The 25,264-nt window shown below is 68.7% G+C and carries 20 protein-coding genes and 1 pseudogene; 19 read left to right on the top strand and 2 right to left on the bottom strand.

The window, feature by feature from the left end:
* Positions 1–21: 21 nt before the first annotated feature.
* From XAN126_RS0121720 to XAN126_RS0121660, 13 genes are all read left to right on the top strand, one after another.
* Positions 22–4,998, top strand: coding sequence for a hypothetical protein (locus tag XAN126_RS0121720; RefSeq protein ID WP_024280663.1), 4,977 nt, complete (start codon positions 22–24; stop codon positions 4,996–4,998).
* Between the two features lie 92 nt (positions 4,999–5,090).
* The gene (locus XAN126_RS0121715) at positions 5,091–5,585 is read left to right on the top strand and encodes a hypothetical protein (protein WP_024280662.1); all 495 of its coding nucleotides are present in this window, start codon (positions 5,091–5,093) and stop codon (positions 5,583–5,585) included.
* 169 nt (positions 5,586–5,754) lie between these two features.
* A complete protein-coding gene (locus XAN126_RS26605) occupies positions 5,755–8,721 on the top strand; it encodes an EAL domain-containing protein (protein WP_024280661.1) in 2,967 nt (988 codons plus the stop codon).
* A gap of 170 nt (positions 8,722–8,891) precedes the next feature.
* A complete protein-coding gene (locus XAN126_RS27345) occupies positions 8,892–9,617 on the top strand; it encodes an enoyl-CoA hydratase/isomerase family protein (RefSeq protein ID WP_024280660.1) in 726 nt (241 codons plus the stop codon).
* Positions 9,610–10,650: an NAD(P)-dependent oxidoreductase gene (locus XAN126_RS0121700; protein ID WP_081762743.1), complete on the top strand. Its 1,041-nt coding sequence runs from the start codon at positions 9,610–9,612 to the stop codon at positions 10,648–10,650. Before XAN126_RS27345 ends, XAN126_RS0121700 begins: the two co-directional genes overlap by 8 nt.
* Complete coding sequence (locus XAN126_RS0121695; protein WP_024280658.1) at positions 10,647–11,453, top strand: N-acyl homoserine lactonase family protein; 807 nt, start codon at positions 10,647–10,649, stop codon at positions 11,451–11,453. Before XAN126_RS0121700 ends, XAN126_RS0121695 begins: the two co-directional genes overlap by 4 nt.
* Positions 11,454–11,512: 59 nt before the next feature.
* Positions 11,513–12,295, top strand: a complete 783-nt coding sequence (locus tag XAN126_RS0121690) for a GntR family transcriptional regulator (RefSeq protein ID WP_024280657.1) — start codon at positions 11,513–11,515, stop codon at positions 12,293–12,295.
* 113 nt (positions 12,296–12,408) lie between these two features.
* Positions 12,409–13,221 carry an alpha/beta fold hydrolase gene (locus XAN126_RS0121685; protein WP_081762742.1) on the top strand — a complete coding sequence of 271 codons (813 nt, stop codon included), beginning with the start codon at positions 12,409–12,411 and terminating at the stop codon, positions 13,219–13,221.
* A 25-nt stretch (positions 13,222–13,246) separates the two neighbouring features.
* The gene (locus XAN126_RS0121680; protein ID WP_024280655.1) at positions 13,247–14,176 is read left to right on the top strand and encodes an NAD(P)-dependent oxidoreductase; all 930 of its coding nucleotides are present in this window, start codon (positions 13,247–13,249) and stop codon (positions 14,174–14,176) included.
* Between the two features lie 164 nt (positions 14,177–14,340).
* The gene (locus XAN126_RS0121675; protein ID WP_038225343.1) at positions 14,341–15,387 is read left to right on the top strand and encodes an ABC transporter substrate-binding protein; all 1,047 of its coding nucleotides are present in this window, start codon (positions 14,341–14,343) and stop codon (positions 15,385–15,387) included.
* Between the two features lie 74 nt (positions 15,388–15,461).
* A complete protein-coding gene (locus tag XAN126_RS0121670; RefSeq protein WP_024280653.1) occupies positions 15,462–16,349 on the top strand; it encodes an ABC transporter ATP-binding protein in 888 nt (295 codons plus the stop codon).
* Positions 16,350–16,437: 88 nt separating this feature from the next.
* Positions 16,438–17,199, top strand: coding sequence for an ABC transporter permease (locus XAN126_RS0121665; RefSeq protein WP_024280652.1), 762 nt, complete (start codon positions 16,438–16,440; stop codon positions 17,197–17,199).
* Between the two features lie 44 nt (positions 17,200–17,243).
* Complete coding sequence (locus XAN126_RS0121660) at positions 17,244–17,648, top strand: carboxymuconolactone decarboxylase family protein (RefSeq protein ID WP_024280651.1); 405 nt, start codon at positions 17,244–17,246, stop codon at positions 17,646–17,648.
* 18 nt (positions 17,649–17,666) lie between these two features.
* Here XAN126_RS0121660 and XAN126_RS0121655 read toward each other — a convergent pair whose 3' ends face one another.
* Complete coding sequence (locus tag XAN126_RS0121655) at positions 17,667–17,981, bottom strand: hypothetical protein (protein WP_024280650.1); 315 nt, start codon at positions 17,979–17,981, stop codon at positions 17,667–17,669.
* 75 nt (positions 17,982–18,056) lie between these two features.
* Entirely contained in the window at positions 18,057–18,971 is a 915-nt protein-coding gene (locus XAN126_RS0121650; protein ID WP_024280649.1) for a LysR family transcriptional regulator, read from the bottom strand.
* A 106-nt stretch (positions 18,972–19,077) separates the two neighbouring features.
* Between XAN126_RS0121650 and XAN126_RS0121645 the strand changes: the two are divergent.
* From XAN126_RS0121645 to XAN126_RS0121620, 6 genes and pseudogenes are all read left to right on the top strand, one after another.
* Positions 19,078–19,389: pseudogene (locus tag XAN126_RS0121645) on the top strand (Dabb family protein); the annotation flags it as partial.
* Between the two features lie 126 nt (positions 19,390–19,515).
* Complete coding sequence (locus XAN126_RS0121640; RefSeq protein ID WP_024280647.1) at positions 19,516–20,604, top strand: maleylacetate reductase; 1,089 nt, start codon at positions 19,516–19,518, stop codon at positions 20,602–20,604.
* Positions 20,604–21,968 carry an amidohydrolase family protein gene (locus XAN126_RS0121635; RefSeq protein ID WP_024280646.1) on the top strand — a complete coding sequence of 455 codons (1,365 nt, stop codon included), beginning with the start codon at positions 20,604–20,606 and terminating at the stop codon, positions 21,966–21,968. The genes XAN126_RS0121640 and XAN126_RS0121635 overlap by 1 nt, the downstream gene beginning before the upstream one ends.
* Before the next feature lie 10 nt (positions 21,969–21,978).
* Positions 21,979–22,896, top strand: a complete 918-nt coding sequence (locus XAN126_RS0121630; protein ID WP_024280645.1) for an NAD(P)-dependent oxidoreductase — start codon at positions 21,979–21,981, stop codon at positions 22,894–22,896.
* Positions 22,893–23,774, top strand: a complete 882-nt coding sequence (locus XAN126_RS0121625; RefSeq protein WP_024280644.1) for an intradiol ring-cleavage dioxygenase — start codon at positions 22,893–22,895, stop codon at positions 23,772–23,774. Before XAN126_RS0121630 ends, XAN126_RS0121625 begins: the two co-directional genes overlap by 4 nt.
* Before the next feature lie 57 nt (positions 23,775–23,831).
* Positions 23,832–25,256, top strand: coding sequence for an FAD-linked oxidase C-terminal domain-containing protein (locus tag XAN126_RS0121620; RefSeq protein WP_245272311.1), 1,425 nt, complete (start codon positions 23,832–23,834; stop codon positions 25,254–25,256).
* Positions 25,257–25,264: the final 8 nt, after the last annotated feature.

Genomic DNA, 25,264 nt, shown 5'->3' with positions numbered 1-25,264 from the left:
ACCGGGAGGGAGGACAAGCGCATGTTCGGCCCCACGCACGGGCACAGGCCTGGCCGGGTCATCACCGGGACCCATCGGCGCGCGCGCCTCATGCGCGCGCTTCTCTCGGGATCGGCGCTCGCCACCGTGCTTGCGGGGCTGATGCCGGCGACGGTCGCCTACGGCGCCTGCGTCACCTCCGGGCCGGTGGGCAACCCCACGGCGCTGGATTGCTCGGGCGCAAGCTCGGCCGCCGCGGTGGTCACGGGCAACACCATCACCGTCACCACGGCGGACGACACGAGCATCACGGCGGCCGCACCCATCTCGGTGGTCGTCGGCTCCGGCCTCGGCGGCGGCGACATTGTGCTCAACAACATCGGCGGCAGCTTCACGGCCACCACCGACGGCATCGTGCTGATTTCGAGCGGCGCCATCTCGCAGGCGTCCGGCACCGGCATCGGCGCCACGGTGAAGGCGGATAGCTACGCGCTCACGCTCCTCCCCGCCACCAATGCCAGCGTCCGCGTGCTGGCGGGCGCGAGCCTCACCGGCGGGTCAAGCGGCGTGCTCGCCTCCACCACCGGCAACATCGACATCGCGGCCGAGGGCGGCACCTTCAAGGGCACGACCTCGGACGGCCTCACCCTCATCGCGGGCGGCAACATCACGGTGAACGATTTCGCCGGGAGCGCCACGGGCGGCCAGAACGGCCTGTTCGCCCAGTCGAGCAACGGCACCATCACCATCGATCGCTTCACCGGCACCGCCGATGGCACCGGCGCCAGCGGTGTGTTCGCGCAGGTGACCGGGACGGGCGACGTCAACATCCGCGACTTCAGCGGCGGCGCCACGGCGGGCCAGAACGCCATCTTCGCCCAGGCCAATGCCGGCCAGATCGACCTCTCCGGCTTCAGCGGCACGGCGGACAGCTCCGCCGCCAACGGCATCTTCACCCAGGTGGTGACCACCGGTGACATCTCGCTGAAGACCTTTAGCGGCAGCGCCACGGGCACTCAGAACGGCATCCTCGCCTTCGCCACGTCAGGCACCATCGATGCCTCGGGCTTCAGCGGCACGGCGAAGGGCACGGGTGGCAGCGGCCTCCTGCTCTCCACGACATCAGGCGCCATCACCGCCGACAATTTCACCCCCGGCACGGGCAGCGGACCGTTCCTCACCGGCGCCGCCGCCGGCATTCAGGCGCTGTCCACGTCGGGCGCCATCAGCATCCAGAATTTCGGCTCCAGCGCCCAGGGCGGGCAATATGGCATCTTCGCCCAGACCGGGGCGGGCAGCGTCAATGTCTCCGGCTTCTCCGGCTCGGCCACGGGCACCAGCGACTACGGCGTCTATGGCCGCACCACCAGCGGCGCCATCACCGCCGACAATTTCACCGCCGGCTCCGCCGGCTCGCCCAACATCGTCGGCGGCGCCAACGGCGTGATGCTGCTCACCGACACCGGCGCCATCAGCGTGAAGAACTTCGCCGCCAGCACCTCGGGCGGGCAGTACGGCATCTTCGCGCAGGCGGGCACCAGCGGGAACATCACCGTCTCCGGCTTCTCCGGCACGGCGACGGGCGGCACCGGGGCGGGCGTGTTCGCGCGCACGCTGGGCGGCAGCGTCACCGCCGACACTTTCAGCGGCAGCGCCTCGGGCGGGCAGTACGGCGCCTTCTTCAATGCCACCGGCGGCGACCTCTCCATCCAGAACTTCTCCGGCACGGCGAAGTCCACCGCGGCGGGCGGGTTCGGCCTCTATGGCGAGGCCACCGGCACCATCACCTTCACCACGTCAGGCAGCGCGTCCATCGAAGGCACGGCGGACGGCGTGTTCCTGAAGCAGATGGGCGGCAAGGTCGCGGTGAACCTCGGCGACACCACCGAGGTGAAGGGCTCCAGCGTCGGCCTCCGGGTATCGTCGGATGCGGGCAGCACCGGGGACATCGTGGTGGAGACGGCAGCCGGCACCTCGGTGTCGGGCGCGGTGGGCGGCATCCGCATCGACAAGACCGGCACCTCCGGCAATGTGGACGTGACGACCGCCGGCACCGTCAGCAGCAGCGGCGGTGCGGCCATCGCCGCCGTCTCCTCGGTGGAGGGGACGACCCAGACCAAGATCGGCGTCTCCGGCGCGGTGACGGGCAATGTCGGCGGCATCGTCGCCGACGCCACCAGCACCAAGGGCAACGCCACCACGCTCATCACCACCGACGCCACCGTGAAGGGCGGCACCGGCACGGCGGTGAAGGGGCTTGCCACCTCGACGACGGGCGACGCCGTGAGCCGCTTCACCCTGCGCGGCGCCATCACCGACAGCGCCAGCGGCGCCGATGCCGCGGCCACGGCGGCGGGCACGGCGACCACCGAGGTGAAGGTGGAGAATGCCATCACCGTCTCCGGCTTCGGCGTGCGCGCCGTTTCCACCGGCGCCGGCGGCTCCGCCACGGTGACGACGACGGCGGACGGCGCCATCACCTCCGGGGCGCAGGGCATCGACGCCAGCGCCACCGGCACGGGCATGAGCGTCACCGTCACCACGGACGGCCTCGTGAAGGCGGGCGGCGCGGGCATCCTCGCCGCGCTCACGGGCGATGGCGGCACGGTCAACGTCACCACCAACGCCAAGGTCACGGCGGGCGGCATCGGCATCGATGCCGGCCTCTCCGGCGCCGGGGGCACGGTGACGGTGAAGAACACGGCGGAGATCGACGCGACGGGCTCCGGTATCCTCGCCCTCAACACCGGCGGCGCCACCACGGTCACGGTCGCGGGCAAGATCACGGCGGGCGGCAGCTTCGGCGTGGGCGCGACCTCCGGTGGGACGGGCGCCGTCCGGGTCGACGTGGGCGCGGACATCAGCAGCGCCGGCACCGGCGTCGTCGCGCAGACCGCCGGCACCGGTGACGTAACGGTCGCGCTGGCGGACGGTGTCCGCGTCCTCTCCGGCGGCACAGGCGTCCAGACGCTGGCGGGCGGCGGCGGTGCCGCTACCGTCACCCTCGGCACCGGCGCGCGCATCTATGGCGACTCCGAGCAGGTCGGCACCGGCAACGGCATCCGCGCCGACGGGACGGGCACCGTCGCGGTGGGCATCGGCGCCTTCAGCGTGGTGTCCGGCTCGGGCGCATCGGAAGACGAGGCGGTGATCCGCGTGTCGAGCGGCACCGGCACCACCATCGACATCGGCACGGGTTCGCTGGTCAGCTCATGGACCTACGCGGCCAATGGCGACCTCGCCAGCGCCGCCGGACGCGTGGCGATCCGGGCCGATGCGGGCTCCACCACCGTCACCAACAACGGCACCGTGGTGGGCCGGGTGAGCTTGGCCGACGGCAACGACACCTTCAATAATCGAAGCTCCAACACCTGGGTCACGGTGGGCGCCAACAGCTTCGGCGGCGGCATCGACCAGGTGAACAACGTGGGCCTTACCGTCACCGCCCTGAACGGCGCGCAGGGGGAGACCACCACGTTCACGGGCCTCGAAACCTTCGTCAACGGCAGCCTCGTTTCGACCGACGCCGGGCTGCTGACCATGATCGACGAGACGCCCGGCCAGACCGCCTATAACGGCGCCCGCGACGTGACCTATGTGAGCGGCGTGTTCGTGGGGCAGGGCAACAGCCGCCTCGGCATCGACGCCTGGCTCGGCGGCCCCGGCTCAACCGCCGACAGACTGGTGGTGGGAGGCCTCGATGCCAACGGCAACCTTCTGCCCGCCGGCACGGTGGCGACGCAGGGGCAGACGGCCATCGTCATCAACGACGTGAGCGGCAGCGCCGGCGGCTACAACCCCAAGGGCATGATGGTGGTGGAGGTGGTGAACCCCGACGCCGCCTCCTACGGCAAGTCCGGCACCCAGGAGGCGAGCTTCGTCATCTCCTCCCAGTCGGCCGGCTACGATCCGCGCTTCGGCGGCGTCATCGACAAGGGCGTGTTCTTCTACGACCTCGTGATGCGCGGCAACGACACCTACCTCGTCGGCGTGCCCGACCGGGAGGCCTACGAGCTACCGCGCCTCGTCACCGGCGCGCAGAGCATCTGGTACGAGACCAGCGGCGGCTGGCTGGACCGGCAGGCGGACCTGCGCACCTATCTCAATGGGGGCAACGGCGCCATCGTCGGCAAGGCCCCCGCCGTCGGATCGCAGAGCGTGACGCCGGGCGTGTGGGCCAAGGCGGTCGGTAGCTGGGGCCTGCGCGACTCGTCCACCACCGCCACGGTGCCGGGCGGGGCCTACACCTACGACATGGGCTATTCGCAGGACACCTACGGCTTCATCGCCGGCGCCGACTTCGGCAAGACCAATGTCTCGGCGTCCGGCAAGGATGCGGTGATGTTCGGCGTCATGGGCGGCTACGTCACCTCCCAGCTCGGCTTCGATGCCTCGCCGACCTCCGCCAATTATTCCGGCGGCACGGTGGGGGCCTATGCCACCTACCTCAACCGCAACTGGTTCGTGGACGGCCTGTTCAAGGCAGACATCCTCTCCATGGATTACACCGCGCCGACGCTCGGCGGCCCGGCGGCCTACGGGCAGAGCGTGCGGGCGACCAGCCTTGGCTTCACCCTCGACACCGGATACCGGGCGAAGCTCGGCGCCACCGGCTTCTTCGAGCCCATTGCAACGTTGAGTTATGTCTCCACCCGCATCAACAGCCTGCCGCTCCTCGCCGGCACGGCGGCGGACTTCGGCAGCAATGACAGCCTGAGGGTGGGCCTCGGCGCCCGCGTGGGCGGGCCGGTCTACGACAATGCGTCGCTGCGCATCGAGGCCAATCTGAATGCGCGACTCTGGTACGAGTTCCTTGGGGACAACACGGTGACCATCTACAATCCTGGGCTGCCACTGACCGTCGCCGACGACTTCAACGGCGCCTTCGGCGAGATCGGCGGCGGCTTCAACGTGTTCGCCAAGGGCAACGGCTGGAACGGCTTCACCACCGCCAGCCTCAAGTTCGGCGAAGGCTACGCGGCGGCGAACGCGCGGGGCGGGGTGCGCTATCAGTGGTAGGGACATGGCAGGTTTGTCCCACGTCCTGACGGTTGATTGTGCAGCCGCATGGCGAGGCCTAAGCTCGCGCGCCCGATCTGAAAGGAAACGTCATGCACGCCGCCACAGCGGTCCTGGTGCTGGGTTGTTTCGTCGCGCCGCTCTCGTCGGCGCGCGCCGATGACTGCCAAAGCGTGGCGGACGCCTATGATCGGCTCAGCAAGGTTCCGGCCTACAGGCAGGTGGCCGCGATGGCCGGCGCGCCCTTGATGGAAGCCGTGATCGTCGGCGACGTCATGTACGTCAAGCATGGGGCCAAGTGGACCAAGATGCCGCTTGGACCGGGCGGGCGCGTGGAGATGCAGAAGAAGGTCATTCCCGGCGCCTCCAGCCTCAAGGACTGCCGGCGCGTCGGCCCGGAGACGGTGCAGGGCAAGAATGCGGTGGCCTACGACTACACGCCGCCGCCCATGCCGGGAGCCCCCGCGTTCGATCCCCAGCGGGTGTGGATCGCGGTGGACAGCGGCCTGCCGATCCGCATGACCTCCAAGCAGCAGCAGACCGACGTCGTCATCAGCTTCGACAACGTGGTCGCGCCCATCCCCTGAGCCGGTCCGCCCCAACGCGCCGTGGGGCTCGACCGTATGGCTGGTGTATCGTACCCCCTTGCGGGGGCGTATTTTTTTGCTGGGCTGACACGCAATCCCGAGCCCGGCCGCACTTTCAGCTCCGGATATGTGCTATGGACGGATGCTGGCTTCGGAAAGAAGCGCGCCGATGAAACGCCGCTCGTACATCGCGTCCGTGACGATCGCCTACGCGGTCGGCGCGCTTTTGTGGATCTACTTCTCCGACCGCTTCATCGAAGGCGTCGGGGGCTCCATCGGCTTCGGCGTTTTCTCCACCCTCAAGGGGTTCGTGTTCGTCGCGGTCACGACCGCCCTTCTCTATTTCGCGCTGCATGCCGCCGCCCATGGCACGGACGAGGCCCGGCCGGTCCTCGCGTTCCGGAGCTGGGTGCTGTTCGCGCTCCTCGCGCTGCTCACGCTGCCGGTGGGGCTCATCAGCTATGCGGTCTTCCGGTCGGCCTCCGACACGCTGCTCGGCGAGCGCAGGGGGCAGCTCGAATTCATGACCGAGGCGGTGGCCCGGTCCATCGATGCGGAAGTGGCGCGGGGGATGCTGGATGCGACGCCGCAAGCGCCGCAACAGCCGCAGGCGGCCCTCCTCGCCATCGTCACCGACGGCAGCGCCGGCTTCAGCCGCCTGCAGGAATTCGCCGGCCTGATGGGCGACAGCGGCCGGGTGCTCATCGCCACCAAGACCGGCAGCGACGGGCGATGGATGATCGCCGGGGCCCAGCAGGCGCTGCCCGACGCCCTGGTCCCCCTCGCCACCGCCGGCGCGGCCGGCCTCGCCGACGACGTCATCACCCCGCCGGACGACGTGCCGCTGCTGGTGGCGGCGGCGATGGTGCCCGCGGCCAACGCGGTGCTCATCGCGACCGTCGCCACGGCCGACGTGGTGGACGACGTGCGCGGCGTCGCCTTCCTCTCCGCCATCACCGCCGCCGCCTGCCTGCTGGTGGCGGGTGTCCTCACGCTGCTCTTCGTCCAGCGCCAGAGGCTGCGCGTCGCGCTGGCCGAAGCCGACCAGAAGGCCGCGCTCCATGCGGCGGAGGAGCGCTTCCGGGCGACCTTCGAACAGGCCGCCGAGGGCATCGCCCATCTCGACCTCGACGGGCGCTTCCTCAGGGTCAACGAAACCCTCTGCGCCCTCCTGGGCTATGGCCGGGCGGACCTGCTCGGGCGCAGCTATGCCGACGTGCGGCCGAACATCCGGGCCGGGGCGGGGGGCAGCACCAGCCGCGAGGCCGTCTGGTCGCTGCCCTCGGGGACGGTCGTCGAGGCGCGCAGCGACCAGCCCCACCTCACCCGTGCCGGCAAGGAGATCTGGCTGTCGTGCGTCCAGTCCATCGCGCGCGACACGCCGGAAGGCGAGGGCTACATCATCCTGATGGCCTCCGATGCCACCGCCCGCATCGTGGCGGAGCATCACCTGACGCTGGCGGAGGCCGTCTTCACCAACACCCAGGAGGGGCTGGTGGTGACGGACCTCGCCGGACGGATCACGGCGGTCAATCCGGCCTTCGTCGCCATCACCGGCCACGGGGAGGCCGAGGTGCTCGGCCAGACCATGCGGTTCCTCAGCTCCGGGCGGCACGACCGGCTATTCTATCAGCTGCTGTGGGCCGCCCTGAAGGACAACGGCGTCTGGCGCGGCGAGATCTGGAACCGGCGCAAGGACGGCGCGCTCTACCTGCAGCAGACGGTCATCAGCACGGTCTACGGCCGCACCGGCGCGCCGGAAAGCTATGTGGGCGCCTTCAACGACATCACCCAGGCGCGCAAGTCCGAGCTCGAGGTGGACCGCCTGACGCGCTACGATCCGCTCACCGGCCTGCCCAATCGCACCCTCATCTTCTCCCTGATCGAGCACGAGCTGACCCGCCCGGACACCCAGTGCGCGGTGCTCTACATCGACATCGACCATCTCAAGACCATCAACGACAGTCTTGGCTTCGCCGCCGGCGACGAGGTGCTGCGGGCGGCCGCGCAGCACCTGCGCAAGGCGGTGCCCGAGGATGCCACCATCGGCCGCTACGGCGCCGACGAGTTCGTGGTGCTGATCGACGGCTGCGAGGGGCCGAAGGAGGCCATCCGCTTCGCCGACCGGCTCATCGACGCCCTCGGCGTGCCGTTCGCGGCAGAGGGCGTGAGCAATCTCTTCATCAATGCCACCATCGGCATCAGCCTCTACCCCGAGGACGCGAGCGACGCCGAGACCCTGCTCCAGCACGCTCATTCCGCGCTCTACCAGGCCAAGAGCCGGGGCGGGCGGACCTATGCCTTCTACACCGACGCCCTGACCCGCGATGCGCGGGCGCGCGTGGAACTGGTGGCGAACCTGCGCCGGGCGCTGGCGGAGCACGAATTCACCGTCCACTACCAGCCCATCGTCCGCCTCGAAGACCAGACCATCGTCGGCGCCGAGGCGCTGGTGCGCTGGGTCACTCCCGAGGGCGAGATGATCGGCCCCGACCGTTTCATCCCGGTGGCCGAGGAAACCGGCCTCATCGTCCCCCTCGGCGACTTCGTGCTGGCGACCGCCTGCACCCAGATGGCGCGCTGGCGGACAGCCGGGCTGCCGTGCGCGTTCGTCGCCGTGAACATCTCCGCCGGGCAGCTCAACGCCACCGACATCTGCGCGAAGACCGAGGCGGCGCTCGCCGCCGCCGGGGTGCCGGCTGACAGCATCGAATTCGAAATCACCGAAAGCATGCTTTTCGGCGCCGATTCCGGTGCTGAATCGAAGCTGAAACGCATCGCGGAACTGGGTGTCAGGATCGCCATCGACGATTTCGGCACCGGCTATTCCTCCCTCGCCTACCTCAAGCGCTTCCCCATCTCCCGGCTGAAGATCGACCAGAGTTTCGTGCGCGACCTGCCCGCCTCCGCGGTCGACGGTGAACTGGTCCGGGCCATGATCGCCATGGCCCGGGCGCTCGACATCGAGATCCTGGCGGAGGGGGTTGAGGAGGCCGCGCAGATGGCCTTCCTCGTCGCCAACGGCTGCACCTTCGGGCAGGGCTATTTCTGGAGCCGGCCGCTGCCTCCGGAACGCTTCGAGGCCTTGTTTTCAAACGCTTTTGGTGCCACCGGCGCGAAGTCCGCATCGCGCTGACCGTGGCCCTTCGGGGCGGTCCCCGCCTCCGCGCGCGGGGCCCCGGCTGTCTGTTTGTCTGTGCAGATTATTGTCGTACAATCAGTTTACATTCCTCGGCCGCGGTGCCACACTCCCTCCCGATGAAAAACAAGGCGGCCCGCCAGAGGACCGCGCAGGGAGCCCCGGGAATGGCCGTTCGCGTCGAGGAAAAAGGCAATGGCGTCATCGTGTTGACGCTGGTGGGACAAGGCGAGCCGAACCATCTGGACACCGAGGCCCTGCTGGACCTCGCCGAGACGGCCAAAACCCTTGCAAATCAACCCGGTATGCGGGCCCTGGTGGTCGCCGGGCAGGGCGCCAACTTCTGCGGCGGCCGTGTCGGCAAGAAGGGCCTGACCCGGGCATCCGATGTCGCGGAAGACCTCAACGCCATCCTCAAGGTGAATGCCGCCTTCGCCGCCTTGCCAGTGCCGACAATCCTTGCGGTGGAAGGCCTTGCGCTCGGCTGGGGCTTCGGCATGTCGGCCCAGGCGGACTATGTGGTCGCGGCCGAGAATGCCCGCTTCGCCTTGCCGGAAATGTCCCACGGCATGCCGCCGCTGATCGTGCTGTCCTACTTGTTCCGCTTCGTCTCCTACAAAAGGGGCTTCGAGCTGTCCCTGTCCAGCCGGGAAATTTCCGCTGCGGACGCAGAGGGTTACGGCATCGTCACATCGGTGGTCCCACCCGGCGCCGCGCTGGCCGAAGCGCTGCGTGTCGCCGATTTCGTCGCCGCCCAGGACCCCATGTCCATCACCCTGCTGCGCAAGTTCGGCCGCGAGGCCGCCGGGCTCTCCGATCCGCAGTGCAGCGAATACGCGGTCTCGCTCATGAGCGTCCTGCTCGCCGAGCGGGCGCAGAAGGCCCATGGCTGAGGCCGGTTCGGGAGGCAGCCCCATGCGCGTGCTGGTGACGGGAGGGTCCGGCTTTCTCGGCAGCCATGTGGCGGCGGCGCTCGCCAAGGCCGGACATGGCGTGGCCAGCTACGACATGGCCGCGCCGGGGCCCGAAGCCCTCGTCACGCTCGCCGCCGCGGAGGCTGGCGACGTCGTCCATGCCACGGGCCAGACCACCGACCTTGCGCGTCTCATGGACGTGTGCCGGACAGGGCGGATCGAGGCCATCGTCCACAGCGCCGGCATCGTGGGGCTGGAGACCTCCCTCTCCCAGCCGGCGGCGACCTACCACACCAACATCACCGGCATGGTGAATGTGTGCGAGGCGGCACGGCAGCTCGGCATGGCGCGGCTCGTCTACCTGTCCAGCAACGCCGCATACCATGGCGGCGACGGCTCGCCGCTGAAGGAGACAGACCCGGTCTTCTCGGTGGTGCGGGGCAACCCCGCCGGTCATTACGGCACCACCAAGATGGCCTGCGAGGCCATCGGCCTCGCCTATGCCTCCTTCCACGCACTCGATGTGCTGGCGCTGCGCGTGACCGCCGTCTACGGCCTCGGCATGCGCACGCCGATGTTCATCAAGCCCATGGTGGAGGGGGCGGTGCTGGGTCGGCCCGTGCGGTTCGTGACCGGCGGCCCGATGAAGCGCGACTACACCTACGTCCCGGACTGCGCCAGGGCGGTCGTGCGCGCTCTCGCCGTTCCGGCCCCGGCCGAGGGCGCGCAGCGCATCTTCAACGTGGCGGCTGGACAGGCGACGGCGGCCGTAGAGGTGGCGCGGATCGTCCGGCAGGTCGTGCCGGGCGCCGATATCGAGATCGGTGACGCGCTGTCGCCCCTGGAGGAGGTGAATGCGCGCATGCGCGCCTCTCTCGACATTTCCGCAGCCCGCGCGGTGCTCGGCTGGGCGCCGGAATTCACGCTGGAACAGGGCATCCGCGACTATGCGGAGCGCTACCGCGCCTTCGCCGGCGCGAGCGGGTCTCACCCGAAGGGGCAGGCGGCATGAGCGCACAGGCGATCCCCACCTACGACGTCTTCGCCATCCGCTACGCCACGCGAGATGCGAAACGGGCGGACAATTTCATCGGCGGGGATCCCCACGATGCGTCCATGCCGCTCGACTATTACGTCTGGGCCATCGTGGGCGAGGCGCGTAGTTTCGTGGTGGATACGGGCTTCAATGCCGAGGTCGCAGCCCGCCGCAAGCGCGATTTCCTGCGTTGCCCGGCAGAGGCGCTGAAGCTGGTGGGGCTCGATCCGGCGACCGTGCAGGATGTGATCCTCACCCACCTGCACTACGACCATGTGGGCAATTTTGACCTCTTTCCCGCCGCGACCTTCCACCTGCAGGAGGCGGAGATGCACTTTGCGGTGGGACGCTACATGCGCTACCGCCGCCTGCGCCATTCCTTCGAGGTGGAGGATGTGGTGGGCATGGTCCGCGCCAATTATGCCGGTCGCGTCAACTTCTATGACGGCGGTGCGGAACTCGCGCCGGGCGTGACGCTGCACCCCGCGCCCGGGCATTCCGCCGGGCTCCAGTTCGTGCGGGTCAATACCCGCCGCGGACCGGTGGTGCTGGCGTCGGACGTGACCCATTTCTACGAGAACATGGACACCGAGCGTCCGTTCGTCACCGCCTTCCACGTGGGATGCATGCTGGAGGGCTTCGACCGGCTGAAGGCCGCCGCGCCCTCGCCGGACCACATCATCCCCGGGCACGATCCGCTGGTGATGAAGCGCTACCGGCCGCCGAAGCCGGAACTGGACGGCATCGTCGTGCGGCTCGACGAGCCGCCCGTCATCTGATTTCGTCAGTGGACACAGCGCATCGAATCCATCGGGGCCGCGAGCCAAGGAAGCCAGCAATGACCACGCCAGCCAGCCTTGCGGCCATGCACCAGGCGGCATCGCTCAAGAAGCAGGTGATCGAGGCCCTGCGCACCGCCATTCTCGAGGGGCGCTTCCAGCCGGGCGACCGATTGGTGGAGCGTGAGATCTGCGAGATGTTCCAGGTGAGCCGAACCCTGCTGCGGGAGGCCCTGAGCCAGCTCGCAGCGGAAGGGATTCTGCAGATCATTCCCCATCGCGGCCCCATCGTCGCCATCTATACCGCCGAGGACGCGCGCTCGATCTATGAGCTGCGCGCGACGCTGGAGGAGATGGCAGGCCGCTGTTTCGCGGAGCGGGCCACGGAGGCCGAGCACAAGGCGCTGGAGAGCGCCTTCGCCGCCTTCAGGAAAGCCAGCCGCGGCAAGCCGGGCAGTGATCTCCTGCTGGTGAAGACGGCCTTCTATGCCGCGCTCACGGCCGGCGCGCACAATCCGATGCTGGAGGACATGCTGCGCATGATCCACTGGCGGGTCACCATGCTGCGCGCCCATACGCTGTCCCAGCCGGGACGGCTGGCGAAGAGCCTCGGCGAAATCGGCGACATCATGGAGGCCATCGCCCGGCGCGATCCCGAGGCGGCCGGACAGGCCTGCCGCCGCCACGTGATGAACGCCGCCGCCATCGCCGATGCGGTGCTCACCGCCAAGGAGGCCGAGCGCGATCGTCCGGTCCGCAAGCGGGGCACGAAGGACGCATCCGCCAGGGACAAGGGGGCCGCCGTTCCGGCCGCGGGCGAGCCGCGTCTCGCCCGCATTTAGTCCGCCTTCAGGCGCGGTGGTCGCGCCTGTTCCGTTGAGAACACCCGTGCAGCCGCCCCGAGCGCGCGATTGATGGCGCACGCCCAGCGTGGGCCGCCGAAGGAGCTTGCGTGATGCCCCATACCGACCCGTCAAGTTCGCCGTTTTCGAGGACCGCCCCGGCACTTCACCAGGTGCGCGCCGGACGCCGCGGCGCCCCGCTGGTGGTGCTCATCCATGCCGTCGCCCTCGATCTGACCTATTGGGACCGGCAGATCGGCGCGCTCGCCGAGGTCTTCGACGTGATCGCCTACGACCTTGCCGGCCACGGCGCCTCGCCCGCGCCTCGCCTGCCCTTGGGGTTCGACGATGCGGCCGCCGATCTCGCCGGGGTCATCGAAACGGCAGGGGCGGGGCCGGCCTGCGTGGTGGGGCTGTCCGTTGGCGGCATGATCGCCCAGACGCTGGCGCTCGCGCGCCCCGATCTTGTCCGCGCGCTGTGCCTCATGGATACGGTCAGCACCTTCGCCGATGCGGGACGGGAGGCCGTGCGCGGGCGTGCCGCGCAGGTGCGGGCGGGCGGCATGGAGGCGATCGTCGCGCCCACGCTGGAGCGCTGGTTCACGCCCGGCTTCTCCGCCCGGCGGCCGGACGTGCTCGACCGGGTCGCGAAGACCTTGCGCGCGGCCGATCCCCATGTTCATGCCGCCATGTGGGACATGATCTCGACCCTCGACGTCGCGCCGCGCCTCGGCGAAATCGCGAAGCCAACACTGGTGATGGTGGGCGAGCAGGACCCGACGACGCCCGTCGCGGCATCCGAGGTCATCGCGCGCGGCATCCCCGGCGCGCGGCTGGAGATCATTCCCGACGCCTCGCACATGGCGCCGCTGGAAGCTCCGGACGCGGTGAACCGGCGGCTTCTCGCCTTCCTCAACGGTCTCTGACACCGCGCAACAGGAGGTGACGTCCGTGCCCATCGGTTTCATCGGCCTCGGCGCCATGGGCGCTCCGCTGGCGACGCGGTTCCTCGAAGCCGGCCAGGAACTCGTCATCCATACGCGCCGGCGCGAAGCCGCGGCGCCCTTCGAGGCGCTGGGTGCTCTGTGGGTGCCGTCGCCGCGCGATGTCGCGGCAAGGGCCCGCGTGATCTTCACCATGCTGCCCGGTCCGGCCGAGGTCGAGGCGGTGGTGTTCGGCAACGACGGCCTCGCCGAGGGGCTCTCGGCCGGCGCGACGCTCATCGACATGACCACCAGCGCGCCGGCAGCGGTGCGCGCGCTGGGGGAGCGCCTCGCGGCCCGTGGCGTCGCCCTGCTGGATGCGCCGGTGAGCGGCGGCCCCAAGGGCGCGCGCACGCGCCGGCTGGCCATCTGGGTGAGCGGCAGCGAGGACGCTTTCGAGGCCTGCCGGCCCCTTCTCGACCTGCTGGGCGACCGGGTGATGTTCCTCGGCGCGCTCGGCGCGGCCACCACGGCGAAGCTGGTCCACAACAGCGCGAACTACGGCATCCAGATGGTTCTGGCGGAGGTCATCACCATCGGCGTCAAGGCGGGTGTGGACCCCGCCACCCTGTTCGCCGCGATCCGGGAAGGATCGCTCGGGCGCCAGAATGTGGTGGACCGTCTCGCCGACCAGTTCCTGCCGGCGGCCTTCGACGAGGTGTCCTTCGCCCTTGATCTCGCGTTCAAGGACGTGTCGCTGGCCGCGGCCCTCGCGCTGGAGGTCGGCGTTCCCGCGCGATTCACCGAGATGACGCTGGCCGAGATGACGGAAGCCCGCAACCGGGGCTGGGGAAAGAGGGATTCCCGCGTCGCCATGCTGGTGCAGGAAGAGCGCGCCGGCGTCGCGATCAAGGTCGACCGCGAGACGCTGGACGGGATTCTGAACAGGGGAAAGTAGCGGTGGCTTTCCGCTGGAGGGCCGGATGACGGAAAGTCAGTCGGACATGGTTGACATCCATTTCATTGGCCATATTGTCATACAATAAGTCAGAATATGAAGAGGGCGCCAAGCGCCCCTCAAGCGACGCCGCCAAGCAAATGTCGCATCCGTGGAGGAAGCTAATGTCCATCGTCAGAAGCATCATCGCCGCCGGATGGATGGGCCTCGCCCTCCTGCCGGGAGCGGCCGGGGCCGCGGGCCTCGAGAAGCCGAAGATCTCGATCGCGGTCGGCGGTTCCATCAGCCAGATGAACAAGATCGCGTACTTCGTCGCGCTAAATAAGAAATACTTCGAGGACGAAGGCCTTACGGTGGATTCCACGGCCTTCAGCTCGGGCACCGCAGCCCTCCAGGCCGTGGTCGCCGGCGGCGCCGACATCGGCGAAGGGGCCTACGAGCACATGCTGCGGCTGCAGTCCAAGGGGCAGGATCTCACCTGCATCACCGTCTTCGGTCGCTATCCAGGCAATGTGCTCGCCGTGCGCGCGACGAAGGCGGACAGCATCAAGGGCGTCAAGGATCTCAAGGGCAAGAAGATCGGCATCTCGGCGCCGGGCGCCTCCACGCAGAATTTCGTCGCCCAGCTGCTGGAACGGGCCGGCGTGAACTGGAAGGATGCGAGCTTCATCTCGATCGGCACCGGCCCGAGCGCGGTCGCCGCCATTCGCACCGGCACCGAGCTTGATGCCATCGTCAATCTGGATCCCGCCATCACCTCGCTCACCGATGCGAAGGAAGTGGTGGTGCTGGTGGACAGCCGGAACGCTGAAGGTTCGCAGATCGCCTTCGGGGGCCCTTACCTCGCCGATTGCCTCTACGCCCGCACCGACTTCATCAAGGCCAATCCGAACACGTCGCAGGCCGTGTCCAATGCGCTGGTCCGGGCCATGCAGTGGCTGAAGACCGCAAGCATCGACGACATCATCGCCTCGGTTCCGGCCGAATATTACAAGGCCGACGAAGCGCTCTACCGCAAATCGCTGCAGCAGAACCTTTCCGCCTTCCAGTGGGACGGCATCGTGACGCCGGAGGCGGCGAAAAACGTGCTCGCCACCATCTCGGTGATGGAGCCGGCGCTGAAATCGGCCAGCCTCGACATCCCGCGCACCTACGACAACGGCCTCGTGGAGCGTGCGCTCAAGAAATACGGCCCGGCCGCGAAGCACTGACGCGTCTCCGAGGGGCCGATGCCGGCCCCTCGGTCCCGCGCCCCCCAGTTCCCGCGCCTCCAGGGAGACGTTCCATGACCTTCGGCCTTCAACCGGAAGCCGGCCCCGCCCGCATGCGCGCGCCCGCCGGCGACCTCTCGGCTCACGACCTCTCGGCTCACGCCGGCCCGCCGCCCGCCCTCCGGTTCGATCACGTCTCGGTCCGCTTCGGCGCCTATACGGCGGTGGACGACGCCAGCCTGCACGTGGGGGATGGCGAGTTCGTTTCCATCGTCGGTCCCACCGGCTGCGGCAAGTCCACCCTGCTGAATGTCGCCGCGGGCCTGCTCGAGCCCTCGGAGGGCGATATCTGCGTCTATGGCCGGTCGCTGGAGGGCATCAATGCGGATGCCGGCTATCTCTTCCAGGCGGACGCGCTGATGCCGTGGCGAACCGCGCTGTCCAACGTCATCACCGGCCTCGAATATGCGGGGACGCAGCGCAAGGCGGCCGAGCGGCTGGGGAACGAATGGCTCGTCCGCGTCGGGCTTTCCGGACATGGCGAGCGCTTCCCGCACGAAATGTCCGGCGGCATGCGCAAGCGCGTCGCGCTGGCGCAGACGCTCATTCGCGATCCCAAGATCGTGCTCATGGACGAGCCGTTCAGCGCACTGGACGTGCAGACGCGCGTGCTGATGGAAAACGAGCTGCTCCAGCTCTGGACCACCTATCGCAAGTCGGTGCTGTTCATCACCCATGACCTGGAAGAGGCGATCTCCCTGTCGGACCGGGTCATCATCCTGTCCGCCGGCCCCTCTACGCACCCCATCGCCGAGTTCCGCATCGACCTGCCGCGGCCGCGCGACGTCGCCGAGATCCGCATGACGCCGCGCTTCGTCGAGCTCTACCACCAGATCTGGGACGCCATGAAGGAAGAGGTCCTGAAAGCCTATGAGCGAAATCAGCGCAAACTTGCGGACTGACGCCGTGATCGCCGATCCCAGCGCCTCCGGCCGCACTGCCCCCGGCCGCCCCGCCGCCCGCCCGCAACGACGGTCCCGCCGGCGCGTGATGCCGGGTCCCATCGTCCTCACGGCACTGCAGGCGGCACTGTTCGCCGCCCTCATCATCGCCTGGTACGCGCTGGTGCGGTCCAAGGCCCTGCCGGTCTTCTTCTTCGGCGATCCGGTGCTGGTGTTCCAGCAGATCGTCAGCTGGTTCGTGACGGGCGAGATTTTCGTCCATCTCGCGACCACCCTGATCGAGACGCTGCTCGCCTTTCTGCTCGGCGTGGCGTCGGGCATCGGCATCGGTCTGTGGCTCGGCCTCTCGCCGCTCACCGCAGCGCTGTTCGATCCCTACATCAAGGCATTGAACGCCATGCCACGGGTCATCCTCGGCCCCATCTTCATCGTCTGGTTCGGCCTCGGCATCGGCTCCAAGGTGGCGCTGGGCGTGACGCTGGTGTTCTTCGTGGTCTTCTTCAACGTCTTCCAAGGCGTGCGGGAGGTGAACCCGGTCATTCTCGCCAATTCGCGGATGCTGGGTGCGAACCGGCGCCAGCTTCTCACCACCGTCTATATCCCCTCGGCGTTGAGCTGGGTGTTCTCCAGCCTGCACATGTCGGTGGGCATGGCCTTCGTCGGCGCGGTGGTGGGCGAATATCTCGGCTCGGCCCGGGGCGTCGGCTACCTGATCCTCCAGGCGGAGGCGACGTTCGATGTGAATGCCGTCTTTGCCGGCATTATCGTCCTTACCGTCTTCGCGCTGGTGCTCGACCTTGCGGTGACCCTCGTCGAGAAGCGCCTCATCGTCGGCAAGCCGAAATCCTGACCTGCACCCCTTCACGTCACGCCCATTCATCCAGGAATAGTCAGATGACCGAAACGACCGAAGCCGCCAGCCTGCTGCACAAGGGCATGGAGATCCGCAAGGCGGTGCTGGGCGCCGCCCATGTGGAGCGCTCCATGGCCAATGTGGACGAGTTCGCCCGCCCCCTGCAGGAACTGGTCACCGAATATTGCTGGGGCGCGATCTGGGGCCGGCCGGGGCTGGAGCGCAAGACGCGGAGCATGCTCAACATCGTCATGCTGTCGGCGCTGAATCGTCCGCACGAACTGAAGCTTCACGTCAAGGGGGCGCTGACCAACGGCGTCACCCGCGACGAGATCCGCGAGGTGGTGCTGCAGATCGCGATCTATTGCGGTGTTCCGGTGGCGCTGGAGACCTCGCGCATCGCGCAGGAGGTGTTCCGTGAGGTCGACGCCGCCGCGGCCGGCTGAGGATCGCGGCCGCAATCGCTATTCCGGCGGGGAGGAGCCGACAGGCGCCACCTTCCCGCCGGGGCGGTGGAGCAGGGTCAGCGACAGGAAGGCACCGATCCACGAGCCCGCTGCCGCGAACACCACATAGACCCAGTTCTCCGTGTAGCTGATGACGGCGAACGAGGAGAGCATGTACCAGACGCTCGACCAGTTGGCCGCCGAGAGGCGTCGGCGCGCCACCACGGCCGAGGTGAAGGCCACGTAGCAGGCGTCGGTGGCGGCCGTGGCGATGAACACCCCGAGCGCAATGAGCGGATCGAGAGCTGAAAAGGCACCGAGGATGTGCTGCATGGGCCGCCCGGAAGGCAAGGGGTGTCGGATCACCCCATCATGGCGAAACCCTGCGCCCCGGCAACACGCGCCGGGTCAGGCCGACCAGATGCCGCTGCTCGAAACCTGCCGGACGTAATTGACGAGATAGTCGGTGAACACGCGGATCTTCGCCGGCAGGCGTTCGCGGTTCTGGTAGGCGATGTTCATGGTCAGCATGGGCAATTGCCAATCCTGCATCACTGCAACGAGGCGCCCGGAGGCGAGGTCGTCCTGCACGATGTAGAGCGGCTGGATGAGGATGCCGAGGCCTGAGAGGGCCGCCTGTCGGATCACCTGCCCGTCATTGCAGTCCAGCGCGCCGGTGATGCGCACGGTGCGCTCCGCGTCGCCCTTGGTGAGGCGCAGGGAGAACGGGTCCTGCGCCAAATTGTAGACCAGCATGTCGTGCCGCGTGAGGTCGGCCGGCTCGCGTGGGCGGCCGTGCCCTTCCAGATAAGCAGGTGAAGCGGCCAGCACGCGCCGCATCCGGCCGAGGCGGCGCACGATGATGTTGGTGTCCGGCTCGTGCAGGCGGGTGCGGATGGCGACGTCGATGCCCGCCTCGATGAAGTCGAGGTAGCGGTTGGCGACCGCGATATGGACGTTGAGCTTGGGATAGAGCTTGCGGAATCCCGGCAGCATGGGCGCGAGATAGATGGTGGCGAAGGAGAGCGAACTCGTCACTCGCAGCAGGCCCTGCGGGGCGAGGGTGTGCTCGTTTACCGCCTCTTCGGCCTCCGCCAGCTCTGTGAGGAGCGTGCCGCTGCGCTGGTAGAATTCCTGCCCCGCCTCGGTCAGCCAGAGGCGGCGGGTGTTGCGCTCCACGAGGCGTGCGGCGAGGCGCTCCTCCAGCGCCGCGAGATGCCGGCTCACCGCCGCATTGGACATGCCCAGTGCCTCCGCCGCCCGCGAGAGGCTGCGCAGCTCGGCGGTCTTCACGAACACCTCGATCTGGGTCAGGCGATCCATATTTTCACTTTACGCAAAAGACAGTTCCAGAAAATCCCGTTTATTTCCGCTGTGCGCAAGTCAAAACTCGCATCCAACGAAAGACCAATAGGTCGAGGAAACGCCAATGATGGGACCCATCCGCCACATCGTGATGTGGCGCGTGAGCGGAGAGACGCGCGAGGAGCGCGCCGCCGCCCGCCAGAAGGTCAAGGCTGCGTTCGAGGGCCTGCGCGGCCGCGTCGCCGGCATGACCCGCGTCGAGATCGGCCTCGACATTTCCGACGTCGATTATGCCTGCGACGTGGTGCTGGTATCCGAATTCGCCACCGCCGCCGATCTCGCCGCCTACGCCTCCCATCCCGAGCATCTGCGCGTGCGTCAGGAACTGGCGGACCTGCGCATCGCGCGCTTCCAGGTGGATTATGTGGTCGAGGATGCCGCGTTCGGCGCCATCGAGACCCGTCATCCCGCCGCTGCCCCGATCCCGCATCCCCGCGGCGCCCTCCTTGCGGGCGAGTGACCTCAGGGCGCGCCTCCGGTGCGTCGCGAACGGATCTGAACCATGATCGAGAGCTTCACCTACGAGGCCCTGCCCATCCGCGTCCGCTTCGGTCGCGGTACCGTCGCCGAGGTTGGCGCCGAGGTGGCGCGGCTCGGCGCGCGACGGGCGCTGGTGCTGACCACGCCGCAGCAGGCGGGCGAGGGCGAGCGCATCGGCGGGCTCATCGGCGAAGCGTGCGCGGGCGTCTTTCCCGGCGCCACCATGCACACGCCGGTGGAGGTGACGGAGCAGGCCCTGGATGCGCTGAAGGCCGCCGATGCGGACTGCGTCGTCGCGCTTGGCGGCGGCTCCACCACGGGCCTCGGCAAGGCGCTGGCGCTGCGCACCGGCGTGCCGCAACTGGTCATCCCCACCACCTATGCTGGTTCGGAAATGACGCCCATCCTCGGCGAGACGCAGGAGGGGCGCAAGACCACCATCCGCTCGCTGGACGTGCTGCCGGAAGCCGTGATCTACGACGTGGACCTCACGCTCACCCTGCCGGCCGGCCTCTCCGCCACCTCCGGCGTCAACGCCATCGCCCATGCGGTGGAGGCGCTCTACGCCCGCGACCGCAATCCGGTGATCTCGCTGATGGCGGAAGACGGCATCCGCACCCTCTCCTCCGCTCTGCCCATCCTCATCCATGAGCCGGCGAATATCGAGGCCCGCACCATGGCGCTCTACGGCGCGTGGCTTTGCGGCTGCTGCCTCGGTGCTGTGGGCATGGCGCTGCACCACAAGCTCTGCCACACGCTCGGTGGCACCTTCAACCTGCCGCATGCTGAGACGCACACCATCGTTCTCCCCCACGCGGTGGCCTACAACGCGCCCGCCGCGCCGGAGGCCATGGCCGCCATCACCCGCGCGCTCGGTGCGCCGGATGCGGCGCAGGGGCTGTTCGATCTGGTGCGGGCGCTGGGCGTGCCGCGCGCGCTCTCGGACATCGGCATGCCGGCGGACGGCATCGAGACCGCCGCCGACATCGCGGTGGAGAACCCCTACTGGAACCCGCGTCCTGTGACGCGCGACGGCATCCGCGACCTCATCGCACGCGCCTATTCCGGCGAGCGGCCGGTGGCGGCGGTGCCAGCGGAGGAGGCGGCCTGATGGGCGCCCGCATCCTCATATCCGGCGCCACCATCCTGTCGATGGAGCCCGCCATCGGCGATCTGCCGAAGGGCGACATCCTGATTGAGGACGGCCGCATCGCCGCCATCGCTCTCGCCATCGACGCGCCGGATGCGGAGCGGGTGGATGGGGCAGGGCGCATCTGCGTGCCCGGCTTCGTCAATGCGCATATGCATACTTGGCAGACGGGCCTCAGGAGCCTCGCCGCCGACTGGACGCTGCTGGAGTATTTCCGCTGGGTGCATGCCGGCCTCGCCACCCGCTTCCGGCCGGAGGACATCGGCATCGCGACGCTGGTGGGCGCGCTCGGGCAGATCGATGCCGGCACCACTACGCTGGTGGACTGGTGCCACAACAACCCCACGCCCGACCACACCGACGCGGCGGTGGAAGCGCTCGCCGAGAGCGGCATCCGCGCCGCCTTCTTCCACGGCTCCCCCAAGCCCGATCCCAAGCCCGGCGAGCCGCATTTCTCCGAAGTGCCGCATCCCCGCGCCGAGATCGAGCGCCTGCGGCGGGGACCGTTCGCCAGCGACGACGGTCTGCTGACGCTGGGCCTCGCCATCCTCGGCCCCCATTATTCCACCATGGAGGCCGCCCGCGCCGACTTCAGGCTCGCCCGCGAGCTCGGCCTCGTCGCCTCCATGCATCAGGGCGGCGGCGCGGCGAAGACGCCGGGCGGCTGGGAGACGCTGATCGCCGAGGGGCTGGTCGGCCCCGGCATCAACATCGTCCACGGCAACGATCTCTCCGACGAACTGTTCTCCCGCCTCGTGGACCTCGGCGCCTCCTTCTCGGTGACGCCGGAAAACGAGATGACGCAGGGCCACGGCTTCCCCGTCACCGGCCGCCTCCTGAAGCGCGGCGCCGCGCCCTCCCTCGGGGTGGATCTCGAAAGCGTGCTGGCCGGCGACATGATGGGTGTCGCGCGCATCGCGCTCGGCATGCAGCGGGTGCTCGACAATACGGACAGCCGCCGCGAGACCGGCGTCATCCCGCCCACGTCCACGGTGCGGGTCCGGCAGGCGCTGGAATGGATCACCATCGAGGGCGCGCGGATGCTGGGCCTCGACGCCCGCATCGGCTCCCTTAGCCCCGGCAAGCAGGCGGACCTCGTGCTCATCGACGCCCGCGCGCTGCATCTCCAGCCGGTGCATGATCCCGTCGCCACCGTGGTGATGCAGGCGGGGCGCGGCGACGTGGAGGCGGTCATGATCGCCGGCCGTTTCATGAAGAAGAACAGGACGCTGCTCGCCACCGGCCTCGACGAGACCCTCGCCCGGCTCACCGCCTCGGGCGCGCGCATCGTCGATGAGCTCGGCCTCGGCAAAAAGGCGGCGTGAGGAGAGGATGATGGCTGACACTTTGACCCTCGGCTGGATCGGACTGGGCAAGATGGGCCTGCCCATCTCCACCCGCCTCGCCGGCGCGGACCGCGACATCGCCGGCTTCGACCGCGACCAGGAGCGCATCGCCGAGGCCGCCGCCGGCGGCGTCACCCCGGCCGCGACGCTTCAGGATGCGTCCGGCCGCGACATCGTCTTCACCTCGCTGCCGGACGATAAGGCACTCAGGGCTGTCGCGCTGGAGGGGCCGCTGCTCTCCGCCATGCGCAAGGGCGCGATCTTGGTGGAGACCTCCACCGTCAGCCCCGGCATCTCCGCCGAGCTGGGCGCCGCGGCGGAGCGTGCGGGCATCCACTATCTGCGCGCGCCGGTCTCCGGCAACGCCGCCATCGCCCACACCGGCAACCTCACCTGCTTCGTCTCCGGCCCCCGCGCGGCGTTCGACACTTTCGAGCCGGTGGCCAAGGATTTCACCCGCGCCCAGAAGTATCTCGGGACGCAGGAAGAGGCGCGCTACGCCAAGCTCTCCGTGAACCTGATGATCGCGGTCTCGGCGGCCATGATGGGCGAGAGCATCGTGCTCGCCCGCAAGGGCAACCTCGCCTGGCAGGACATTCTCGACGTGCTCACCAACAGCGCGGTGGGCTCGCCCATGGTCCACTACAAGGCCAAGAGCCTTGAGACGCGCGACTTCAATTCCACTTTCTCCTGCCGGCAGATGGCCAAGGACCTCGACCTCATCGTCGGGGCCGGCCACGCCGCCGAGATGGCCATGCCCCTCGCCACGCTCACGCGGGAGATCTACGGCGCGCTCATCGGGCGCGGCGACGGGGAGGCGGACTTCATTGCACCGGTCCGCCTTGCCGAATGGCTCGCCGGACTGGGCGAGCCGGATCTCGACAAGAATGACGGGAGGCTCGCATGAGGAATTTCGACCAGTTTTCCATCACGCAGGCGGTGCTGGAGCGCGTCGCCAACGCGCCTGATGCCCGCGTCCGCGAGATCAGCGAGGCGCTCGTCCGCCACCTGCACAATTTCATCCGCGAGGTGCGCCCCACCCAGGCGGAATGGGAGAAGGGCATCGCCTTCCTCACGGACACCGGACACATGTGCACCGGCACGCGTCAGGAGTTCATCCTGCTGTCGGACACGCTTGGTGTCTCCATGCTGGTGGACGCCATCAACCACGACCACCAGACCGCCGTCACCGAGAGCACCGTGCTCGGCCCCTTCTATGTGGAGGGCCCGCCGGAGGTGGCGAACGGCACGGATATTTCCGGGCATCTGGAGGGCGAGCCCATGTTCGTCTCCAGCTCGGTCGCGACGCTGGATGGCACGCCGCTCGCGAACGCCATCGTCGATGTCTGGCACTCGGACGTGGACGGCTATTACGACGTGCAGCACGAGGAGAATGGCCTCGTGGCCCGCGCCCGCCTGCGCACGGACGATCAGGGCGGCTTCGCCTTCTGGTCCATCAAGCCCGCCGCCTATCCCATCCCGCATGACGGGCCGGTGGGCAAGATGCTGGAGGCGCAGGGCCGCCATCCGTGGCGGCCAGCCCATGTGCATTTCATGATCGAGGCGCCCGGCCACGAAAAGCTCGTGACCCATGTGTTCGTCGCCGGCGACACCTATCTCGACAGCGATGCGGTGTTCGGCGTGAAGGACTCACTCATCCGCGATTTCACCACCCATGCGCCGGGTGTCGCGCCGGACGGCCGGGGGATGGACCAGCCCTGGTGCCAGCTCACCTACGATTTCAAGCTCAACCCCGTCTCCGCCGCGGCTTCGCAAGCGGCGTAACGGGACGGACAGACGCGCAGCAAGCCCGGCCAACGGGACGCGCGAAGGGAGGAACGCATGTCTGCCCATATGCCCATCGCGGCGCATCCCATGGATGGCCTGCTGGCACGCCTCGCCGAGATCGTCGGCGATCGGGCCACCCGCGCGCCCGGAGTGCTCGCCGACCATGGCCGCAGCGAAGCCCATCACGCGGCGACACCGCCGGACGTGGTGGTGTTTCCCGAGACGACAGCCGAGGTGCAGGCGGTCGTGCGCCTGTGCCGCGAGCTGAAGGTGCCGGTCGTCGCGTTCGGAGCCGGCACCTCGCTGGAGGGCAATGCGGCGGCGCTGCATGGCGGCGTCTGCCTCGACATGGGGCGGATGAATGCGGTGCTGAAGGTGAATGCGGAGGACATGGACGTGACCGTCCAGCCCGGCATCACCCGCAAGCAGCTCAACGCCCAGCTGCGCGACACGGGCCTGTTCTTTCCCATCGATCCCGGCGCCGACGCCTCCATCGGCGGCATGACCTCCACGCGCGCCTCCGGCACCATGGCGGTGCGTTACGGCACCATGAAGGACAATGTGCTGGCGCTGGAAGTGGTGCTGGCCGACGGCCGCGTCATCCGTACCGCGCAAAGGGCGCGCAAGTCCGCCGCCGGCTATGATCTCACCCGCCTGTTCGTGGGGGCGGAGGGCACGCTCGGCGTCATCACGCAGGTGACGCTGAAGCTGCATCCGCAACCGGAGGCCGTCTCCTCCGCCGTCTGCGCCTTCCCGGACCTCAAGGCGGCGGTGGACACGGCCATCGCCGTCATCCAGTCCGGCGTGCCGGTGGCGCGGGTGGAACTGCTCGACGCGGTGATGATGCGTGGCATGAACCTGCACGCCAAGCTCGGCCTGCCCGAGGTGCCGCATCTCTTCTTCGAGTTCCACGGCTCGAAGGCCTATGTGGCCGAGCAGGCCGAGACCACCGAAGCGCTGGCGACCGAGTTCGGCGGCGAAGGCTTCCAGTGGGCGACGACACCGGAGGAGCGCGGCCGCCTCTGGCACGCCCGTGACAACACGCTCTATGCCGGCCTCGCGCTGCGCCCCGGCGCGAAGGCGATGATCACCGATGTCTGCGTGCCCATCTCGCGCCTCGCCGAATGCCTGGTGGAGACGGCGGCGGATATCGCGCAGACGGGCCTCACCGCCCCGGTGGTCGGCCATGTGGGCGACGGCAACTTCCACCTATTGGTGCTGATCGATCCCGCCAGCAGCGAGGAACTGGCCCGTGCCAAGGCCTTCTGCGACCGCCTCGCCCGCCGCGCCATCGCGCTGGAGGGCACCTGCACCGGCGAGCACGGCGTCGGCGTCGGCAAGATGGACTTTCTGCCCCTGGAGCTGGGCGATGCGGTGGACGTGATGCGCCTCGTCAAGGGTGCGCTCGATCCCGACGGCATCCTCAATCCCGGCAAGATCTTCCGGCCCCGAGACAGACAGCAAGGAGATGCACCATGAGGGCGGTC

The sequence above is a fragment of the Xanthobacter sp. 126 genome, assembly GCF_000526175.1.
GTDB classification, from domain to species: domain Bacteria; phylum Pseudomonadota; class Alphaproteobacteria; order Rhizobiales; family Xanthobacteraceae; genus Xanthobacter; species Xanthobacter aminoxidans.
Note: the sequence above shows the minus strand (reverse complement) of the source record. Positions and strands in the feature narration are given on the sequence as shown.

Coding starts and splice junctions, on each gene's coding strand:
- XAN126_RS0121720 (WP_024280663.1), top strand. CDS start 22: ATGTTCGGCCCCACGCACGGGCACAGGCCTGGCCGGGTCATCACCGGG.
- XAN126_RS0121715 (WP_024280662.1), top strand. CDS start 5,091: ATGCACGCCGCCACAGCGGTCCTGGTGCTGGGTTGTTTCGTCGCGCCG.
- XAN126_RS26605 (WP_024280661.1), top strand. CDS start 5,755: ATGAAACGCCGCTCGTACATCGCGTCCGTGACGATCGCCTACGCGGTC.
- XAN126_RS27345 (WP_024280660.1), top strand. CDS start 8,892: ATGGCCGTTCGCGTCGAGGAAAAAGGCAATGGCGTCATCGTGTTGACG.
- XAN126_RS0121700 (WP_081762743.1), top strand. CDS start 9,610: ATGGCTGAGGCCGGTTCGGGAGGCAGCCCCATGCGCGTGCTGGTGACG.
- XAN126_RS0121695 (WP_024280658.1), top strand. CDS start 10,647: ATGAGCGCACAGGCGATCCCCACCTACGACGTCTTCGCCATCCGCTAC.
- XAN126_RS0121690 (WP_024280657.1), top strand. CDS start 11,513: ATGACCACGCCAGCCAGCCTTGCGGCCATGCACCAGGCGGCATCGCTC.
- XAN126_RS0121685 (WP_081762742.1), top strand. CDS start 12,409: ATGCCCCATACCGACCCGTCAAGTTCGCCGTTTTCGAGGACCGCCCCG.
- XAN126_RS0121675 (WP_038225343.1), top strand. CDS start 14,341: ATGTCCATCGTCAGAAGCATCATCGCCGCCGGATGGATGGGCCTCGCC.
- XAN126_RS0121670 (WP_024280653.1), top strand. CDS start 15,462: ATGACCTTCGGCCTTCAACCGGAAGCCGGCCCCGCCCGCATGCGCGCG.
- XAN126_RS0121665 (WP_024280652.1), top strand. CDS start 16,438: ATGCCGGGTCCCATCGTCCTCACGGCACTGCAGGCGGCACTGTTCGCC.
- XAN126_RS0121660 (WP_024280651.1), top strand. CDS start 17,244: ATGACCGAAACGACCGAAGCCGCCAGCCTGCTGCACAAGGGCATGGAG.
- XAN126_RS0121655 (WP_024280650.1), bottom strand. CDS start 17,981: ATGCAGCACATCCTCGGTGCCTTTTCAGCTCTCGATCCGCTCATTGCG.
- XAN126_RS0121650 (WP_024280649.1), bottom strand. CDS start 18,971: ATGGATCGCCTGACCCAGATCGAGGTGTTCGTGAAGACCGCCGAGCTG.
- XAN126_RS0121640 (WP_024280647.1), top strand. CDS start 19,516: ATGATCGAGAGCTTCACCTACGAGGCCCTGCCCATCCGCGTCCGCTTC.
- XAN126_RS0121635 (WP_024280646.1), top strand. CDS start 20,604: ATGGGCGCCCGCATCCTCATATCCGGCGCCACCATCCTGTCGATGGAG.
- XAN126_RS0121630 (WP_024280645.1), top strand. CDS start 21,979: ATGGCTGACACTTTGACCCTCGGCTGGATCGGACTGGGCAAGATGGGC.
- XAN126_RS0121625 (WP_024280644.1), top strand. CDS start 22,893: ATGAGGAATTTCGACCAGTTTTCCATCACGCAGGCGGTGCTGGAGCGC.
- XAN126_RS0121620 (WP_245272311.1), top strand. CDS start 23,832: ATGTCTGCCCATATGCCCATCGCGGCGCATCCCATGGATGGCCTGCTG.